The sequence below is a fragment of the Kordiimonas sp. UBA4487 genome (assembly GCF_002389025.1).
In the GTDB taxonomy this organism is placed as follows: domain Bacteria; phylum Pseudomonadota; class Alphaproteobacteria; order Sphingomonadales; family Kordiimonadaceae; genus Kordiimonas; species Kordiimonas lacus.
In genome coordinates this window covers 598,152-613,128 of the sequence record NZ_DGNR01000011.1, presented here as the reverse complement: position 1 = coordinate 613,128, position 14,977 = coordinate 598,152, and the positions used below count along the sequence as shown (strand labels likewise).

Genomic DNA, 14,977 nt, shown 5'->3' with positions numbered 1-14,977 from the left:
GGGATAAATCGCAAATGACTGTCCTAGTGCAGGATCTGTTATCAGATTTGGGCCGACTGAGTGATTTGTTGAACCGGGTAAAGGCTGCCTTCTGGGCATCCAAGGTGAACAAGGCCAAACAGTTCCTTGATGACGGCCACCATACCGCTGCTTCAGAGGAAATGCGGTCTTGGTTTGGCGGCATGGGATCTCTAAATGACCTTGTGATCCATCCTGTCAATGGGCATGCCGTTTCAGACAAAGAAATGGATGCTGTGAACGCCGAATTGGCTAACTTGAAGTCTTCCCTGTTCATCAAGTTGGATCGTCATCTGCGAGATGAAGGAATCAATAGATGACCGAAACCGTTGCCATCATCGATTATGGCTCGGGCAATCTCCGTTCCGCGGAGAAAGCCTTCGTGCGCGCGGCCGCTGACAGCGGCCTTGCACGCAAAATCATCGTCACCAGCGACCCGGATATGGTCGCCAAGGCCGACCGGATTGTGCTGCCGGGCGTCGGCGCCTTTGGCGACTGCCGTAAAGGCCTCCTGGCCGTGACCGGCATGCGCGAGGCGATCAATGAGCGCGTCCACCATGGCGGGCGCCCCTTCATGGGCATCTGTGTGGGCATGCACCTTCTGGCAAAAGAGGGCCATGAGCACGGCATCCACAAGGGCATGGGCTGGATCGACGGCAATGTCGAAAAGATGACGCCCGGCGACCCATCGCTCAAGATCCCGCACATGGGCTGGAATGTGGTGGAGCTGACGGACACGGGCCGCGCACACCCCGTTGCCAGCGCCTTGGACGCGGGCGATCACGCCTATTTTGTCCATAGCTACCATATGGCGCTCGAGCGCGACGATGCGCTGCTGGGCTACACCACCCACGGCGGGCGTGTGACGGCCATTGTTGGCCGGGACAATATTATCGGCACCCAGTTCCACCCGGAAAAAAGCCAGGCGGTGGGCCTGAAACTGATCAGCAGCTTTTTGGAGTGGCAACCATGATTACCGTTTATCCAGCGATTGACCTCAAGGACGGCAACTGCGTACGCCTCTTCAAGGGCGACATGGAGGCCGCAACTGTCTTTTCCGACAATCCGGCGGCGCAGGCCAGGGAATTTGTGGACGCAGGCTGCACCTGGCTGCATCTGGTGGACCTCAATGGCGCGTTCGCCGGCGAGCCCGTGAACGCAGCAGCTGTGGATGCGATCCTTGCATCTGTTGACGTGCCCGTGCAGCTCGGCGGCGGCATCCGCGACATTGCCACCATGGAACGCTGGCTGGACGCCGGCATTTCGCGCCTGATCCTCGGCACGCTCGCCGTCAAAAACCCGGGCCTGGTAAAGGAAGCCTGTAAACTGTTCCCCGGCAAGGTGGCCGTCGGCATCGACGCCAAGGGCGGCATGGTGGCTGTTGAAGGCTGGGCCGAAGCATCTGAGCTTGAAGTCACCGAACTGGCGCTCAAATTCGAGGACGCTGGCGTCGCCGCCATCATCCATACGGATATCGACCGTGACGGCACGCTGACCGGCGTCAACGCTGACGCGTCCTCCGATCTCGCCAAGGCTGTCTCCATCCCGGTGATCGCGTCTGGCGGCGTGAAGGACATTGACGACATCCACCGCGTGGCGGCTGTTGGGAACCTTGAAGGGGTTGTAACCGGCCGCGCCATCTATGACGGCCGGCTTGACCTCAAAGAGGCCCTTCGCGTCGCGAAAGGGGACGTGTGATGCTGAAAGCGCGGATTATCCCCTGCCTGGACGTCAAGGACGGGCGTGTGGTCAAAGGCGTCAATTTCGTCGATCTTGTCGACGCCGGTGACCCGGTCGAGCAGGCGCGGGTTTACGATGCCGCAGGCGCAGACGAGCTGACGTTCCTGGATATCACCGCCAGCCACGAGGACCGCGGTATCCTGCTGGATGTCGTCCGGCGCACGGCGGAGGCCTGCTTCATGCCGCTGACGGTAGGCGGCGGGGTGCGCACGGAAGACGATGTCCGGCAACTGCTGCTGGCCGGCGCGGACAAGGTCTCGCTGATGACAGCGGCTGTGAACAACCCGCAGATCGTCAAAGAGCTTGCGGAAAAATTCGGCTCCCAGTGCATTGTGGTGGCCGTGGATGCCAAGGCTGTCGCTCCCGGCAAGTGGGAGGTCTTCACCCACGGCGGCCGCACGGCAACCGGCATCGACGCAGTCGAGTATGCCAAGCAGGTCGCCAGTCTCGGGGCGGGGGAAATCCTGCTCACCAGCATGGACCGGGACGGCACGCGCGAAGGCTTCAATATTGAGCTGACGCGCGCGGTCTCTGACGCTGTGCAAGTGCCGGTGATCGCGTCTGGCGGCGTCGGCAATCTGGACCATATGGTGGAAGGCATCCGTGACGGCCACGCGTCCGCCGTACTCGCGGCCTCGATTTTCCACTTCGGCGACTATACAATCGCTGAGGCCAAGGCCCATATGGCGGCAGCTGGCATTCCGGTAAGGGAGACGATTTGATGAGTGACGCGCTTGAAATGCTTCTCAAACTTGAAGAGACGCTGGAGGCCCGCAAGACGGCTGACCCTGACACCAGTTATGTCGCCAAGCTCTACAAGAAGGGCTCCTGCAAGATAGCCCAGAAAGTGGGCGAGGAAGCGGTCGAGACCGCCATGGCCGTTGCGATGGACGACGATATCGGCATCATCACCGAAAGTGCGGACCTGATGTTCCACCTGATGGTGCTCTTGAAATCCCGTGGGTATACGCTGGCGGATGTGGCGCTCGAACTCGCGCGCCGCGAGGGCCTGTCCGGGATAGAAGAAAAAGCCAGCCGCGAGGACTGATCCCAGTCCTCGCCTGCGCTGACATTTGGGCCTATTCCTTCAGGCTTGCCGCAATTTTGGCTACCGACGCATAGTCAGCGAAATCGATATGGCGTTTGACAAGACCAGCCTTGTCAAACTGGATAATACGGCCTCCATAGCCCATCACCGGGTGATACCGAGGCTCCTTGCCGCGACCCGCAAGGTTCATTTCCGCGTAATAGACATACACAAACACCACCGTGCCTGCGCTTTCATAGGCTTGGGTCTTGATTTTTTGAAGGTTACGCGCGCCACCTGTATAGTTCTGGTAAATCTTCAGCACATTGGCCTTGCCCTCATGGGCCGCCCCCCAGGTGGGGTCCTCGAAGATGAAGGCCTCCGCCATCATCGGCTCAACCGTCTTCAGATCTTCCTGTTCCAGGGCATCCACGAATTTTTCTGCCTTCTCGATAAGGCCTTCAGCTGACGCTGAAAATGATACAAGGATCGCAGCGACGATCCCGAAAAACGCTGTCTTCACTTTATTGCTCCACATTAGAGATGGTTGGAGCCTTCGAGATAAGGAGTTGCTGCCGGTCCGTCGTATCTTTCGATCAACATTTACGTTTTCAGTGCTTTTTTTCCCGCCGGTATTGGCTGGGCGTCATGCCCAATTGCGCCTTGAAGGCCCTGTTGAAGGATGCCTTGTTGTTGAACCCGGCATCAAAGGCAGCATCAATGATGGATTTCTCCGACTGCAGCAGGATATCGCTGGCGGCGGCAACCCTCAGCTCATTGACATAGTCATAGAAACTGCGCCCAACACCCTTGTTGAGTACTTCCGATAGAAGGTGCCGACTCATACCCATGTGCGCTGCCAGTTGGCCAAGCGTCAGCTCAGGCTCCCGGTACCAGCGAGCCTCTTTCATCCTGGCGTCAAGGTCGGCCGCGAGTGCGCGGATGCTGTCATCGTCCACGCCCCGAGGCTCAGCCGCTGGCTTCGTCGCCGATGTCCAGGCCACGAAATGTTGCCGCGCCGCCTCGCGCGCAAGCCACAAAAGATAGAGGGACGACAGGAAATTGAAGTAGAACTGAACCGTGGCGTGGGGCACCCCGAAAATCCCGAGAAGAGGGAAAAGCGCCATATCAAAGCCAACGAGCATCATCAACAGAACCAACAAGCGTTCCAACCAGGCAAGGTCGATGCCGTGCAGGTTTGAATGATCTTCGCGAAGGGCATCGCGGTACCGTCTGGTCGCCATGAGGATGTGAATGCCATAGCCAAAGACCTGCAAGACAAGGACCCAACGGGCAACTGAGAAGGCGAGCGCCATCTCCCCGTATGCGATCGACACACCGAGCACCAGGGCCATGACCGGCGCGAGCACAAAGTGCATCCACCCGGCACGGTGTTTCCACGCCATCGCCAGGCCTGCGTATTGGTAGAGGCACGGCATTGCCAGAAGCCACAACCATGAGAACCATAGTAGCAGCCCGCGGACGCGCGCGCCCGGCACCTGCTCAAAAAAAATCTGCAAAAGAAAACTGGCGCCAAAGACGAAAGAAAATCCTGCAAACCAACGGGCAGGTTTGTGCGACGAAGAAAGCAGAAGCCCCGTCAGCAAGAATGCCACGATGGCTTCCACCAAGGCGACAATACTGGCAGCGGAAAGTGTCACCATCATGCTACCCCCCTGCCAGCCCCTCGGCTGCCTTCCACAACAGGCGGGCAGCCAGAAGCGTCAGGATGATGTTAAGCCAGCGGCCAAAGCGTTCGTCTGTGGACTTGACCAGAAAATGCCGCCCGACCCATGTGCCCAGAAACCCGGTCGCGACCATGGCAGCCATCAGCGGCAGATAGGCGCCGAAGGCGAACCCGAGCACGCCGAACACCACAATCTTCACCAGATGCTGGCCGACCATGCAGGCTGAAAAAGTGCCCACATGGGCGAGGCGGGACAATGAGAACATCTTCACCACCACGGCGACAAATGGTCCGGTGGCACCCACGAACATGGTGAGTAATGTCGACAGCGCGCCGCTTGCGCCCACAACCCCCATGCCCCGATGGTCCGCGGACGGTTTCGGCATGGGCCCCCACAGGGAATAGAGCACGAAAAGCCCGAGCACCAACTGGAGCGTCTCCGACGGCAAAGCCACCACAATCTGCCCCCCGGCAAGGCCGCCCAAAAGGCTGCCGGCAAGGAAATACAGCACGATCCGCCACACGATATGGTCGCGCATCAGAAAGACCCGCCCGGCGTTTGACCCAAGCTGCACGACACCGTGCACCGGCACCAGCGCGGTCACGGGCATGACCTGCGCCATGACGGCCAACAGCGCCACCCCGCCACCCAGGCCCATGGAGGCCGACAGGAACGATGTGAAGAAGCTGACCCCCACCAAAAGGGCGGCGTCAAAAAGGCTCAGGGCTTCGGGTATGATTGTCATGGCGCGCACTCTGCCCAAAATCGGCGCATTCGAAAAGCGAAAATCACCGGTGCGACGGGATTTCCCCTTGTGATTGCGCGCCGGGTGATGTTTGGTATGCCCGAACTCTAATGCCTGAAGAGGAGCGTCGCGCGTCATGCGGGATTTGTTGAACAAATTGAGAACCCTGTACAACCATCCTGGGCTGGTTGCCGGTGTCATTTTCTCCCTGATCATCGGTACACTGGTGCTCAAGATTGTGACCCGCGACGAAACACAAATTGTACCAGTGGAAGACGGCAAGGCCATGACCGGCGACAGTGACGCCAGCATGAGCATTCAGGAAGCGCAGGCAATCATGGATGCGGAACGCAGTTTCTCGCTGGCCTTTCCGCTGGCCTGCACGCTTGGTGAAGATTGCTGGATCGCCCGCTATGTGGACCGCGAAGCCGGTGACACCGCCGCAGACTATACATGTGGGGCCAGCACACAGAACGGGCACAAGGGTACTGACATCGCGCTCAGTGACCTGTCGCGCATGGAAGCCGGCGTCTCGGTGGTTGCTGCGGCATCAGGCGAAGTGCTCCGGCTGCGCGACGGTGTGGACGATGTTTCTGTCCGGGAAACCGGTAAGGACGGTGTGGACGGCAAGGAATGCGGCAACGGGATCGTGCTGGATCACGGCAACGGCTGGCAAACGCAATATTGCCACCTGAAAGAAGGCAGTCTCGCGGTCAAGCGGGGCGACAGAGTTGAGGCCGGAGATATTCTTGGCCAGGTTGGCATGTCGGGGCTGACCGAATTTCCGCACCTGCATTTCACCACGCGCCTCAACAAGGACGTGGTCGACCCCTTCGATGGCGGCAAACTTGAGACACACTGCGATGCAGACGGCCAAACTCTTTGGCAGGAAAAGCTATCCTACCAGAACTTCATTCCACTGCCCGCACAGTTCAGCACCGAGCCAAAGGACCTCGCCAACATGTGGCAGCCAAGCCAGCGCACCATGGCGTCTGACAGCCCGGCAATGCTGCTGGTAGGCCGTGGGTTCCACCCCCACCGCAGTGACAAGTGGCATTTCACCCTCACAGACCCCGACGGCAATGTCAGGCTTGATGAAGAGATTATTCTGGAAAAGAACCACCAGATTTACGTGGGCTATATGGGTATTGAGAAACCGGATGGCGGTTTCAAGCCTGGCATCTGGAAGGGCGAAATCCATGTGGACCGCGGCCCTTGGGATGACTATGACCAGACGATCGAGATCGAGGTCATACCCTAGGCCATGCGCCCCTGCCGCAAGGTAAGGCAGTAGAAACTTGCCGTCATCAGGGCCGTGACCAACAGGGTCGCGGCCAACACCTCGCCAAGTTCGGTAGCAAAATCTATGATCGGGCCATGCCACACGGCGCGGCCCAGGCCGGCAGCAAACACTCCGCACAGGATGCTGGCAACCGCCACATGCCATGTCAACAAAGCCCGACACACATAGTGCTGGTAGCGCATGGTCAGAAAGGTGCCCAACAAGGCACCACGCGCGGCATAGGGGTCAGCCAGATGGCCAACCGACCCAAAGATGGCCGCCGCCAGCAAGGCCCCCATCGCGAGAATGCCCGCGACATATAGAAGACGCCGCTGCATCAAATCTGATCCAGCATGATCCGGTTGCCGTCCGGGTCGCACAGCATCACGGTGCAGGGACCAGCCCCGGCTTTGGCTTCCATATCAAGCTTGATGCCGGCCTCTTTCAGCGCTGTCTCGACGGCACGGGCATCTGGGGGATTAAAGGTCAGAATATTGTCCTCAAACATACCTTCGAACAGGCCAATGCGCGTGTCACCACAAGCCATGAACAGCCATTTCTCCTCTTCCGCGCCGCATTCCACGCTGAAGCCCAGGGCTTCATAAAAAGCCTTTGAAGCCTTCAGGTCCTTAACGGCAAGGCTGGTTGAAAATTGTCCAAGATCCATTCTGTTTCCTCCTGTCAGGCCACCATATGCATGGCTGCCGGATGCACCCGCCGGAAACTGAGCGCTTCGGCAATATGTGAGCTGGTAACTGTATCGGCCCCTGAAAGATCTGCGAGCGTGCGCGCCACCCGAAGCACTCTGTGATACCCGCGGGCCGAGAGGCGCATCCGGTCCACCGCGCGTTCCAGAAGCTTGCGCCCGGCCTCGTCCGGCGCCGCGATCTTTTCCAACAGCTCGCCATCGGCCTGAACATTCAAGCGAACACCCGGCGGTGCCCCAAGCGCGTCGAACCGCGCTTGCTGGCAGTCCCGTGCAGCCTGCACTCGGGCCGCAACGGTGGCAGAACTTTCTCCCTCCGCAGGCAAGCCCAGGTCAGACGCCGAAACGGCTGGCACATCTACATGGAGGTCGATGCGGTCATAGAGGGGGCCTGATATCTTGCCCTGATAATCGAGCGCGCATTTGGGCGCACGGCCGCACGCCAGCGCCTCATCGCCGAGATAGCCACAGCGACAGGGGTTCATGGCAGCGATCAATTGGAACCGGGCCGGGTAGGTAACATGCGCCTGAGCCCGGGCGATCTCCACCCGGCCGGTTTCAAGTGGCTGCCTGAGAGCTTCTAGCGTAGCGCGGGAAAATTCAGGCAGTTCATCCAGGAACAGGACGCCGCCATGGGCCAATGACACCTCCCCCGGGCTGGCCTTCTGACCGCCGCCGATCAGTGCCGGCTGGCTGGCACCATGATGGGGCGCGCGAAAGGGCCGGGTTTTGGAAATTGTCCCGCCCGACAATTGCCCGGCGACCGACAGGATCATGCTGGTCTCAAGTGCTTCCGACGCCGTCATGACCGGCAGGATGGACGGCATGCGCGACGCCAGCATGCTTTTGCCTGACCCAGGCGGCCCCAGCATCAGCATATTGTGCCCGCCAGCGGCCGCGATTTCGAGTGCGCGCTTAGCGGTCTCCTGGCCCTTGATATCCTTGAGGTCGGGCAGGGGCGCGGTATCCGAGCTAAGCTGGACTTCGGGCGTACAAAGGACCTGCCGGCCCTTCACGTGATTGATGAAAGCCAGCAGGCTATCAGGCGCCACCACATCCAGCGCGCCCGCCCAGGCGGCTTCGGCCCCCACGGCGGCAGGACAAACAAATCCCCTGTCCGTCGATGCCGCGTGAATGGCCGCCGGCAGGGCGCCGGCAACCGCGCGAATGCTGCCGTCCAGCCCCAGTTCCCCCATCACCACCATATTCTCAAGAGCATCAGTGGGCACCACGCCCATCGCCGACAGGATACCGAGCGCGATGGGCAGGTCATAGTGCGAGCCTTCCTTGGGCAGGTCGGCGGGCGACAGGTTCACCGTGATGCGTTCGGGCGGCAGCGACAGGCCAAGGGCGGACAAGGCCGCACGGACCCGCTCCCGCGCTTCCGAGACTGCCTTGTCGGGCAGGCCAACAATGGTGAAGGTGGGGAGGCCGCCAGAAATTTGCACTTGCACTTCTACAGGCCGCGCTTCCACGCCCTGGAACGACACGGTCTGAACAGATGCAACCATAAAGCCTCCCCATGCTTTTCAGGATTGCACAATATGGAACAAAAAGAGAACGTTGTCCAGTCCTCAGGCCTGCACCACCTTCTTGCGTCGGACGATCAGGGTTCGGGCCAGCCAGAAGAGCATGAAAAGCAGGATCAAGGGTTCCGGCAGGTCCAGAATGCCGGACGCACGCACGACTTCCGGGAAGGCGGTTGCGCCCGGTCCGGTAAAGAGCGAGCCCGCAGCAATAAAGTAGGAAAAGCACATGCGCCACAGATGGCGCGCCACTCTGTGCTTGTAAGTCAGGCTCTTGCGGAAGAAGGCGTTTGCGTCGAGACCCAATGAGATCAGCCCCAGCACACCGAAGAAGAAATAATTCTCCGCCGCATAGCCATGCTTGAGGCCGGTTCCGCCATATTGTGCTTCAAGGCCCCAACCAATCCCGGCAACGGCAACAGCAAGCGCCACAATCATGGCCCAACCATATTGGCTGTGATCCCGTGTTCTGAATGCGGCGCGGGAGGTCATAACCAGATAGATCGTGAACGCCGCTGCGAGCAGTGTGATCATCTGGGGTTTCACCAGGCTGAGAACAGCACCGGCCGTCGCCATGATCAGCATGGACCAGAAATAGACTGCCCCCGCCTTGCGGTGCAACGGCCCGCCTTTGCGCACGACAAGGGCCATACCCCCCGCCAGAACAGCAACGGTGCCAAAAATTATATGAACCCAAACAACAGGTATCATGCTCAATTCATCCTCCTCGCTTTTCATGTCTTTGGTCGACACTGATTGATTTTGTACCGTCCATTGGGGCACAAGAGAGGGGCTTCTGTCGCCCGATCCTGCAGGCACGGACACCGGAAGGGATATTTTCAGGCTGAACGTCGGGACTTGAGACCCATATGAAAGACACCGCCATCCTTGCAATCGTCATGGCCACTTTGGGGCAGGTCGGCCTGAGCCTGACCTTGCTGCTGAGCCGTGGCAGAAACCTGTCGGCAGCCCTGCCACTGACAGTGTTTCTTTTGACGAACGGGATGGTTGCCGCCATGCCCGTTGCTGCGGTCCATCTGCTGGACATGCGCGCAACCCTTGTTGCCGCAATGCCGCCAGCCTACCTGCTGCTTGGCCCAAGCCTGTGGTTCTACGTGAAGGGCCTGACCGCGGAAACGCCCTGGCATTTCACCCGAAAGGAAGCCTGGCACCTGTTGCCGGTGGGGCTGGGGATAGTGGCCACCGTGCTCATTCTGGTGCTACCCGTGAGCCTGCGCGACACAGCCTTCTTCGGCCAGGCAGACGACTCTCTGTTCCTGACCGAAAGCGGTCAGGTCCTGTTTCCCGGCTATGTCATGATTTATCTGTTTGGGCTGGTCTTCCTGTGGCTTCTGCAGATGACCTTCTATGTGGCGCAAACCGCACGCGCCCTGCTGCACTACAGGAAACGCCTGAAAGACCTGTTCGCCAACAATGACGACAGGGAGCTGACCTGGCTGGGTGGCATCCTTATACTTGTCGCCGGTCTTTGGCTGGTCACCTTCATGGCTACGGTTTGGGACAATGTGTTTGATCAGCGTCTGATGGGGAAAGAGGCGTCCGCCGGCCTGTCTCTGGTCCTTGTTTGGTGCATGAGCCTGTGGGGGCTGCGCCAGAAGCCTGGCTTTGAAGGCCGCTATCAGGAGGGGGCGGAAGCCGCAGAAGATATACCGCCGAAGCACAACGGCGGAAAGTATCGGCGGTCTGCGCTGACCACAGACAAAGCCGAACGAATTGCCTCGAAAATCAAGACCGCAATGGAACGCGACCAGCTGTATCTCGATAGCAGCCTGTCACTGCAGCATCTGGCGCGCCATATCGGCGCATCTGCCAACAATGTGTCGCAAACCCTGAATGAAACGCTGGGGGCGACTTTCTTTGATTATGTGAACAGCTGGCGCATCAAAGCCGCGAAACCAATGGTCGCGAAAGGGGAGGAAACACTTCTGGATATTTCCCTGGCGGTTGGATTTAACGCCCGGTCGTCCTTCAACAAGGCCTTCAAGCAGCATGCTGGCCAGACCCCGAGTGCCTTCCGTAACAGCCAATCCTGACGTCACAGAGTGGTTTTATCACCCGCCTCTGATTTACCCGCCTCTGGGCTGGTCAGACAGGAATGCCAGAAGCTGGTCCAGCTCCCGGTCGTTCAGGCGACCAATGCGGCGTGCCAGAATGTTGGCTGCCAGCGTGGCGCGTTCGTCCATGCCTGCGGTGTCGATGGTGACCTTGGGTTTCGACAGGTGCGCCAGTTCCTGAAGCTGTTCGGCCTCATCCCAGATCAGGCCAAAATACTGGATGACTTTCTGGATGAAAGCCCAGCTGGGCGCCCCGCGCTTGCCGTGTTCAAGCGCCGACAGATAGGCGGGCGAGACATCCAGCGCCGCCGCCATTTCGGCCTGGTTGATGCCCTTCTTTTTCCGCAGCGCGCGCAGGCGTTCTCCAAACGGCGTCATGACAGGCCCCCTTTGCGGCTGCCAGGCACGCGTCTTCTCAGGATCACATACATGGCCCCCTCGCCCCCATGTTCCTGCGCCGCCGGGCCGTATGACTGGATGAAAGGCTTCAGCTCAGGCCCATTGAGCCACAGCGGCACCATGCGGCGCAGCACGCCGCCGAACTGCTCGAACTCATCACGCGTGCGGTAAGCCGCAGGCGTGGCATCCAGCTGGGAAAAGCGCTTGCCGCCCTTGCCAGTGACCACCAGAAGCGTCTTGTCACCGCGCCGGACCGCCCCTTCAACCGTTGATTTCAATACCCTGAAAGCCTGGTCCTGGGTCATGCCGTGCAGGTCAATGGACCGGTCCACTTCCTGTCGGCCAGTGGTGATCTGGCGGCGGGTCTTGCGGTCGATCCGCGCGTCGGGAGTGGGGCTGGGGCGCGCATGCCATTCGTCTGGTAGCGGCCGGCCGTCGCGCAGGTCGCGCACCATGCGGCGTGGCGGGATGGGCGGGGCATCGGGCCTGTCGCCCAAGGGGGTCACGCTTTCCGCCACCTTCTGCCAGATGGCTTCATCGCGTTCGCTCAACTTGGGTTTCTTGGCCATGGTGTCATTCCCCGACCGCTTCTGCCGCCAGGGCTTTCGGCAGCAACAGCCAGTAGCGGCCAGGATTATTCATGGGGCCCGCGATCAGCTCCGCCTCTTCGCCAAAGCCCCAGAACACATCGCCACGAATTTCGCCATTGATGGCGCCGCCCGTGTCCTGCGCCACCATCAGGTGGTTGAAGTCAATGGGTTCAGCCATCGGCCCGCGCGGGTTGGGGTGACTTGTCGCCAGCCAGACAGGCGCATGAAGCGGCAGGTGGCGCCGGTCCACCGCCAGCGACCGGCGGGCTGTCAGCGACACGCCAGCAGATCCAAACGGCCCATCGCTTTCGCCCAGGTCGCGGAAGAAAATGTAGGAAGCATTCTTGTTCATCAAGGCGTCCATGCGGTCCGGGTTGTCCGCAAGCCAGGCACGGATCGCCTGCATGGACATGTCTTCCCTGGCCACTTCACCGTCTTCAATCAGCGTCCGGCCAATGGCATAATAGGGATGCCCATTCTGGTCGGCATAACCGATCATGCGCAGGGACCCGTCCGGCATCTTCACCCGGCCCGATCCCTGGATATGCAGGAAGAAGGCGTCAACCGGGTCATCGACCCACAGCAGTTCAAGGTCCCGCCCGTCGAGCGCGCCGCCTGCAATTGCCGCACGGTCAGCAAAGGGCACCAGGCGCCCGTTCTTCACCTCACCCGCGATGCGTCGGCCCTTCAGGTCAGCCCGGAAAGTGCCCAGGTCCACGCTCACCAGTTCAGGGGGGCGCACATGAAGCGGCACTTTATAGCGCGCGGTCTTTACCTCGCTGCCATGCAACATGGTTTCATAGTAGCCGGTAAACACCCCATTCGGGTTGCCGCCGACGGAAACTTCCAGGGGCTGGAAATGAGCCTCAAGCACCTTCCTGAGGGAGATGTCATCATTGGCCAGCAGGATATCCTGGCAGGCCGCTTCCCAGTCGCGGGCGCGGCCACCGATGCGGGCGCCAGGGATACGGCGGTTTTCAGGGAAACCGAGGATGCGGTCACAGCTTTTATAAAGCGCCGGCAGAGTGCGAGCCAGATCATCCTCCGCCCAGCCCGGCAATTCCGCAAACGGCACGGGCCGGAACACCAGCCCGTCGGGCTTGCGTGACAGAAGGAAAAACGCTGCCGTCATCGGCAGCGCAATCAGGAGCAATAGCCCGAGGGTCGTGACGAGCGCGCGGCCCATCCCTTAGCCCGCCCGTGTTGCCACAAGGGTCCACATGGGGGTACGGGATTTGGTATCGCGCGCGAAGGTCCATTTGTCGTTCACTTCAACGGCGTCCGACACATCGCCTTCCACCACATTACCGTCCTTGTCCTTGGTGACAGCAATCAGCTCTGCACGGAAATGAACCGTCAGCTCTGCGGTGCGGCCCACCAGCTGCGCGCCGATGATATCAATCTCGGTCACGTCCAGAATTCGGTTCTGGACAACAAGGCCGTCCTCCTCGCGCTTATCCACCGCACCCGCGAACTGGTCATAGACAGAATCGTCCAGGAATTCCCTGAGGGTTTCCTTGTCACCTTTCCAGAAGGCTTCGAGGATCATCTCATAGGCCGCCTTGGCGCCGGTGATGAAAGTGTTCACATCGAACGAGCGATCGGCATGACGGATATCCTGAAAGGCTTTCCTCAGCGCCGGGTTCTGCTCCAGGTCGACGACATTGTCGTTGCCCATGATCACATCCGGGCGATCACCAGCCTCATCATCGCCCAGCGCCTCTGACGGGCCTTGCATACGTCCTGCCGCCGGCGGCAGCGGCTCGTTGCCCGTCTTTTTCCCAAGCTCCGACCGCAATCGAAGGAAGATAAAGGCCGCAATCATCGCCAGAATTACTAATTCCATGGTTATACTGTCTCTTTATTCGTTTTTATGCGCCGATTTTCGGTCCGACTATTGACCCGGGCGCCAACCCTTCCTTTATAGATAAGGGTAATCGTTAGAAAGAACAAGAAATGCCCTTAATCATATTTTTGTTAATTTTGGCTCTGCCGGTGGTCGAACTGACCATTCTGATCGACATCGGTGAAGAGATCGGCGCGCTTCAGACTGTCGGGTTATGTATCCTGACGGCCGCCGTGGGACTTTCGCTGGTAAAGCGGCAGGGCATGCGGGTGTTCCAGGACATGCAGGCCGCCTCAAAAGACGGTAACCCCCTGGGCGCCAGCCTTGTGCATGGTTTCTTTCTGGCCATTGCCGGTGTCTTCCTGTTCATACCGGGCTTCATGACCGACTTTGCCGGCGCGCTTCTTCTGATCCCGCCGGTGCGCCTCATGCTCGGCAAGCTTGGGTTGGCCCAGTTTGTGGTTCACCGCGGTCAGTCCCGACCAAGCGAGACCATCATCATTGAGGGTGAATATTGGGAACAGGACACCGACGAAGACCCAGATCGGGCGCGCCTTAAGGAAAAGGACGACCCGGACAACCGATAAATTAGGAAATCCGCCATTTTTGGCGCATTTGCATATTGTTCAATCGATCAATCCATGCTAGCCGTTTGCCCCAGATTTGCCGACCCTGTTGGTTTTGGGGGGCTGGCACCAATTAAAAGAGTGAAAAAATGGCAGAAAATGAATTCGGCAATGACCAGGCACCCGTTGGCGGCCCAGCACCAGAAGGTGCAGAAGGCCCACAGGCTGGCGTTATTGCGCAGTATGTAAAAGATCTTTCTTTTGAAAACCCGAACGCCCCTGCAAGCCTGCAGGCGCTGGCTGGCCAGAAGCCTGCCATCGACGTCAATGTGAATGTCGGCGTTCGTAAAATGAATGACGAAGTCTATGAGGTAGAGCTGAAGATCTCTGCAAAAGCAACGGCCCCTGCTGAAGGTGGTGGCGACCAGGTTGCTTTCGTGGTTGAGCTTGCTTACGGCTCCCTCTACGGCATTCGTAACGTGCCTGAAGAAGCGCTGAAGCCGTTCCTTCTGATCCAGGCACCTTCCATGATGTTCCCGTTTGCGCGCCGCATCATTGCTGACGCAAGCCGGGATGGCGGGTTCCCGCCGCTCCTTCTGGAGCCAATCAACTTCGAAGCGCTTTTCCGTGCCCAAGCGGCGCAGGAAGCGCAACAAGCCCAGGCTGCTGACGCGGCTGACGGCGGCGAAGAACCGACCCCGATTAACCTTAATTAATCGGCTAGGAAAATTTCCGAAATGCGGCCGGCTGTTGGGGCAACCTGACAGCC

The 14,977-nt window shown here is 59.6% G+C and carries 20 protein-coding genes; 9 read left to right on the top strand and 11 right to left on the bottom strand.

Going from position 1 to position 14,977, the window contains the following annotated elements; translation table 11 throughout:
* The first annotated feature begins 14 nt into the window (after window positions 1-14).
* Genes B3Z17_RS08480 through B3Z17_RS08460 form a run of 5 tightly spaced genes read left to right on the top strand, consistent with a single transcriptional unit; the run spans window position 15 to window position 2,806 of the window.
* Window positions 15-338, top strand: coding sequence for a DUF6966 domain-containing protein (locus tag B3Z17_RS08480; protein WP_286829408.1), 324 nt, complete (start codon window positions 15-17; stop codon window positions 336-338).
* Window positions 335-991 (top strand): imidazole glycerol phosphate synthase subunit HisH, encoded by a 657-nt coding sequence (gene hisH / locus B3Z17_RS08475; protein WP_286829407.1) that lies wholly within the window; start codon window positions 335-337, stop codon window positions 989-991. The genes B3Z17_RS08480 and hisH overlap by 4 nt, the downstream gene beginning before the upstream one ends.
* Entirely contained in the window at window positions 991-1,716 is a 726-nt protein-coding gene (hisA, locus tag B3Z17_RS08470) for a 1-(5-phosphoribosyl)-5-[(5-phosphoribosylamino)methylideneamino]imidazole-4-carboxamide isomerase (protein ID WP_349680312.1), read from the top strand. Before hisH ends, hisA begins: the two co-directional genes overlap by 1 nt.
* Window positions 1,716-2,480 (top strand): imidazole glycerol phosphate synthase subunit HisF, encoded by a 765-nt coding sequence (hisF, locus tag B3Z17_RS08465; RefSeq protein ID WP_286829405.1) that lies wholly within the window; start codon window positions 1,716-1,718, stop codon window positions 2,478-2,480. Before hisA ends, hisF begins: the two co-directional genes overlap by 1 nt.
* Entirely contained in the window at window positions 2,480-2,806 is a 327-nt protein-coding gene (locus B3Z17_RS08460; protein ID WP_286829404.1) for a phosphoribosyl-ATP diphosphatase, read from the top strand. Before hisF ends, B3Z17_RS08460 begins: the two co-directional genes overlap by 1 nt.
* A 31-nt stretch (window positions 2,807-2,837) precedes the next feature.
* Here the strand turns inward: B3Z17_RS08460 and B3Z17_RS08455 are convergent, their stop codons facing one another.
* From B3Z17_RS08455 to B3Z17_RS08445, 3 genes are all read right to left on the bottom strand, one after another.
* Window positions 2,838-3,308: a nuclear transport factor 2 family protein gene (locus B3Z17_RS08455; protein ID WP_286829403.1), complete on the bottom strand. Its 471-nt coding sequence runs from the start codon at window positions 3,306-3,308 to the stop codon at window positions 2,838-2,840.
* 88 nt (window positions 3,309-3,396) lie between these two features.
* Window positions 3,397-4,452: a helix-turn-helix domain-containing protein gene (locus B3Z17_RS08450; protein ID WP_286829402.1), complete on the bottom strand. Its 1,056-nt coding sequence runs from the start codon at window positions 4,450-4,452 to the stop codon at window positions 3,397-3,399.
* 1 nt (window position 4,453) lies between these two features.
* The gene (locus B3Z17_RS08445) at window positions 4,454-5,218 is read right to left on the bottom strand and encodes a sulfite exporter TauE/SafE family protein (protein ID WP_286829401.1); all 765 of its coding nucleotides are present in this window, start codon (window positions 5,216-5,218) and stop codon (window positions 4,454-4,456) included.
* 136 nt (window positions 5,219-5,354) lie between these two features.
* On the opposite strand from B3Z17_RS08445, the gene B3Z17_RS08440 reads away from it, so the two are divergent.
* Window positions 5,355-6,479, top strand: a complete 1,125-nt coding sequence (locus tag B3Z17_RS08440) for a M23 family metallopeptidase (protein WP_286829400.1) — start codon at window positions 5,355-5,357, stop codon at window positions 6,477-6,479.
* Here the strand turns inward: B3Z17_RS08440 and B3Z17_RS08435 are convergent.
* The 4 genes from B3Z17_RS08435 to B3Z17_RS08420 all read right to left on the bottom strand — a co-directional run bounded on the left by B3Z17_RS08435 (window position 6,476) and on the right by B3Z17_RS08420 (window position 9,443).
* Window positions 6,476-6,838 (bottom strand): hypothetical protein, encoded by a 363-nt coding sequence (locus B3Z17_RS08435; RefSeq protein ID WP_286829399.1) that lies wholly within the window; start codon window positions 6,836-6,838, stop codon window positions 6,476-6,478. The genes B3Z17_RS08440 and B3Z17_RS08435 overlap by 4 nt on opposite strands.
* Window positions 6,838-7,167 (bottom strand): VOC family protein, encoded by a 330-nt coding sequence (locus B3Z17_RS08430; RefSeq protein ID WP_286829398.1) that lies wholly within the window; start codon window positions 7,165-7,167, stop codon window positions 6,838-6,840. The genes B3Z17_RS08435 and B3Z17_RS08430 overlap by 1 nt, the downstream gene beginning before the upstream one ends.
* A gap of 14 nt (window positions 7,168-7,181) precedes the next feature.
* Window positions 7,182-8,717, bottom strand: coding sequence for a YifB family Mg chelatase-like AAA ATPase (locus B3Z17_RS08425; protein ID WP_286829397.1), 1,536 nt, complete (start codon window positions 8,715-8,717; stop codon window positions 7,182-7,184).
* A 63-nt stretch (window positions 8,718-8,780) separates the two neighbouring features.
* Complete coding sequence (locus tag B3Z17_RS08420; RefSeq protein ID WP_286829396.1) at window positions 8,781-9,443, bottom strand: DUF2306 domain-containing protein; 663 nt, start codon at window positions 9,441-9,443, stop codon at window positions 8,781-8,783.
* A 158-nt stretch (window positions 9,444-9,601) separates the two neighbouring features.
* On the opposite strand from B3Z17_RS08420, the gene B3Z17_RS08415 reads away from it, so the two are divergent.
* A complete protein-coding gene (locus B3Z17_RS08415) occupies window positions 9,602-10,786 on the top strand; it encodes a helix-turn-helix domain-containing protein (RefSeq protein WP_286829395.1) in 1,185 nt (394 codons plus the stop codon).
* Window positions 10,787-10,819: 33 nt separating this feature from the next.
* Here the strand turns inward: B3Z17_RS08415 and B3Z17_RS08410 are convergent, their stop codons facing one another.
* From B3Z17_RS08410 to B3Z17_RS08395, 4 genes are read right to left on the bottom strand one after another with little or no spacing between them, the layout of a single operon-like run.
* A complete protein-coding gene (locus tag B3Z17_RS08410) occupies window positions 10,820-11,185 on the bottom strand; it encodes a helix-turn-helix domain-containing protein (protein WP_286829394.1) in 366 nt (121 codons plus the stop codon).
* Entirely contained in the window at window positions 11,182-11,775 is a 594-nt protein-coding gene (locus tag B3Z17_RS08405; protein WP_286829393.1) for a Smr/MutS family protein, read from the bottom strand. Before B3Z17_RS08405 ends, B3Z17_RS08410 begins: the two co-directional genes overlap by 4 nt.
* A 4-nt stretch (window positions 11,776-11,779) precedes the next feature.
* The gene (locus B3Z17_RS08400) at window positions 11,780-12,982 is read right to left on the bottom strand and encodes a murein transglycosylase A (RefSeq protein ID WP_286829392.1); all 1,203 of its coding nucleotides are present in this window, start codon (window positions 12,980-12,982) and stop codon (window positions 11,780-11,782) included.
* 3 nt (window positions 12,983-12,985) lie between these two features.
* Window positions 12,986-13,642, bottom strand: a complete 657-nt coding sequence (locus tag B3Z17_RS08395) for a Tim44/TimA family putative adaptor protein (protein ID WP_286829391.1) — start codon at window positions 13,640-13,642, stop codon at window positions 12,986-12,988.
* Window positions 13,643-13,752: 110 nt separating this feature from the next.
* Between B3Z17_RS08395 and B3Z17_RS08390 the strand changes: the two genes are divergently transcribed.
* Window positions 13,753-14,229, top strand: a complete 477-nt coding sequence (locus tag B3Z17_RS08390) for an FxsA family protein (protein WP_286829390.1) — start codon at window positions 13,753-13,755, stop codon at window positions 14,227-14,229.
* Between the two features lie 128 nt (window positions 14,230-14,357).
* Entirely contained in the window at window positions 14,358-14,924 is a 567-nt protein-coding gene (gene secB, locus B3Z17_RS08385) for a protein-export chaperone SecB (protein WP_286829389.1), read from the top strand.
* The last annotated feature ends 53 nt before the right edge of the window (window positions 14,925-14,977 follow it).

What these genes read in the sequence shown, in the direction of transcription:
- B3Z17_RS08480 (WP_286829408.1), top strand. Translation starts at nt 15, where the DNA reads ATGACTGTCCTAGTGCAGGATCTGTTATCAGATTTGGGCCGACTGAGT.
- hisH (WP_286829407.1), top strand. Translation starts at nt 335, where the DNA reads ATGACCGAAACCGTTGCCATCATCGATTATGGCTCGGGCAATCTCCGT.
- hisF (WP_286829405.1), top strand. Translation starts at nt 1,716, where the DNA reads ATGCTGAAAGCGCGGATTATCCCCTGCCTGGACGTCAAGGACGGGCGT.
- B3Z17_RS08460 (WP_286829404.1), top strand. Translation starts at nt 2,480, where the DNA reads ATGAGTGACGCGCTTGAAATGCTTCTCAAACTTGAAGAGACGCTGGAG.
- B3Z17_RS08450 (WP_286829402.1), bottom strand. Translation starts at nt 4,452, where the DNA reads ATGATGGTGACACTTTCCGCTGCCAGTATTGTCGCCTTGGTGGAAGCC.
- B3Z17_RS08445 (WP_286829401.1), bottom strand. Translation starts at nt 5,218, where the DNA reads ATGACAATCATACCCGAAGCCCTGAGCCTTTTTGACGCCGCCCTTTTG.
- B3Z17_RS08440 (WP_286829400.1), top strand. Translation starts at nt 5,355, where the DNA reads ATGCGGGATTTGTTGAACAAATTGAGAACCCTGTACAACCATCCTGGG.
- B3Z17_RS08435 (WP_286829399.1), bottom strand. Translation starts at nt 6,838, where the DNA reads ATGCAGCGGCGTCTTCTATATGTCGCGGGCATTCTCGCGATGGGGGCC.
- B3Z17_RS08430 (WP_286829398.1), bottom strand. Translation starts at nt 7,167, where the DNA reads ATGGATCTTGGACAATTTTCAACCAGCCTTGCCGTTAAGGACCTGAAG.
- B3Z17_RS08425 (WP_286829397.1), bottom strand. Translation starts at nt 8,717, where the DNA reads ATGGTTGCATCTGTTCAGACCGTGTCGTTCCAGGGCGTGGAAGCGCGG.
- B3Z17_RS08420 (WP_286829396.1), bottom strand. Translation starts at nt 9,443, where the DNA reads ATGATACCTGTTGTTTGGGTTCATATAATTTTTGGCACCGTTGCTGTT.
- B3Z17_RS08415 (WP_286829395.1), top strand. Translation starts at nt 9,602, where the DNA reads ATGAAAGACACCGCCATCCTTGCAATCGTCATGGCCACTTTGGGGCAG.
- B3Z17_RS08410 (WP_286829394.1), bottom strand. Translation starts at nt 11,185, where the DNA reads ATGACGCCGTTTGGAGAACGCCTGCGCGCGCTGCGGAAAAAGAAGGGC.
- B3Z17_RS08405 (WP_286829393.1), bottom strand. Translation starts at nt 11,775, where the DNA reads ATGGCCAAGAAACCCAAGTTGAGCGAACGCGATGAAGCCATCTGGCAG.
- B3Z17_RS08400 (WP_286829392.1), bottom strand. Translation starts at nt 12,982, where the DNA reads ATGGGCCGCGCGCTCGTCACGACCCTCGGGCTATTGCTCCTGATTGCG.
- B3Z17_RS08395 (WP_286829391.1), bottom strand. Translation starts at nt 13,642, where the DNA reads ATGGAATTAGTAATTCTGGCGATGATTGCGGCCTTTATCTTCCTTCGA.
- B3Z17_RS08390 (WP_286829390.1), top strand. Translation starts at nt 13,753, where the DNA reads ATGCCCTTAATCATATTTTTGTTAATTTTGGCTCTGCCGGTGGTCGAA.
- secB (WP_286829389.1), top strand. Translation starts at nt 14,358, where the DNA reads ATGGCAGAAAATGAATTCGGCAATGACCAGGCACCCGTTGGCGGCCCA.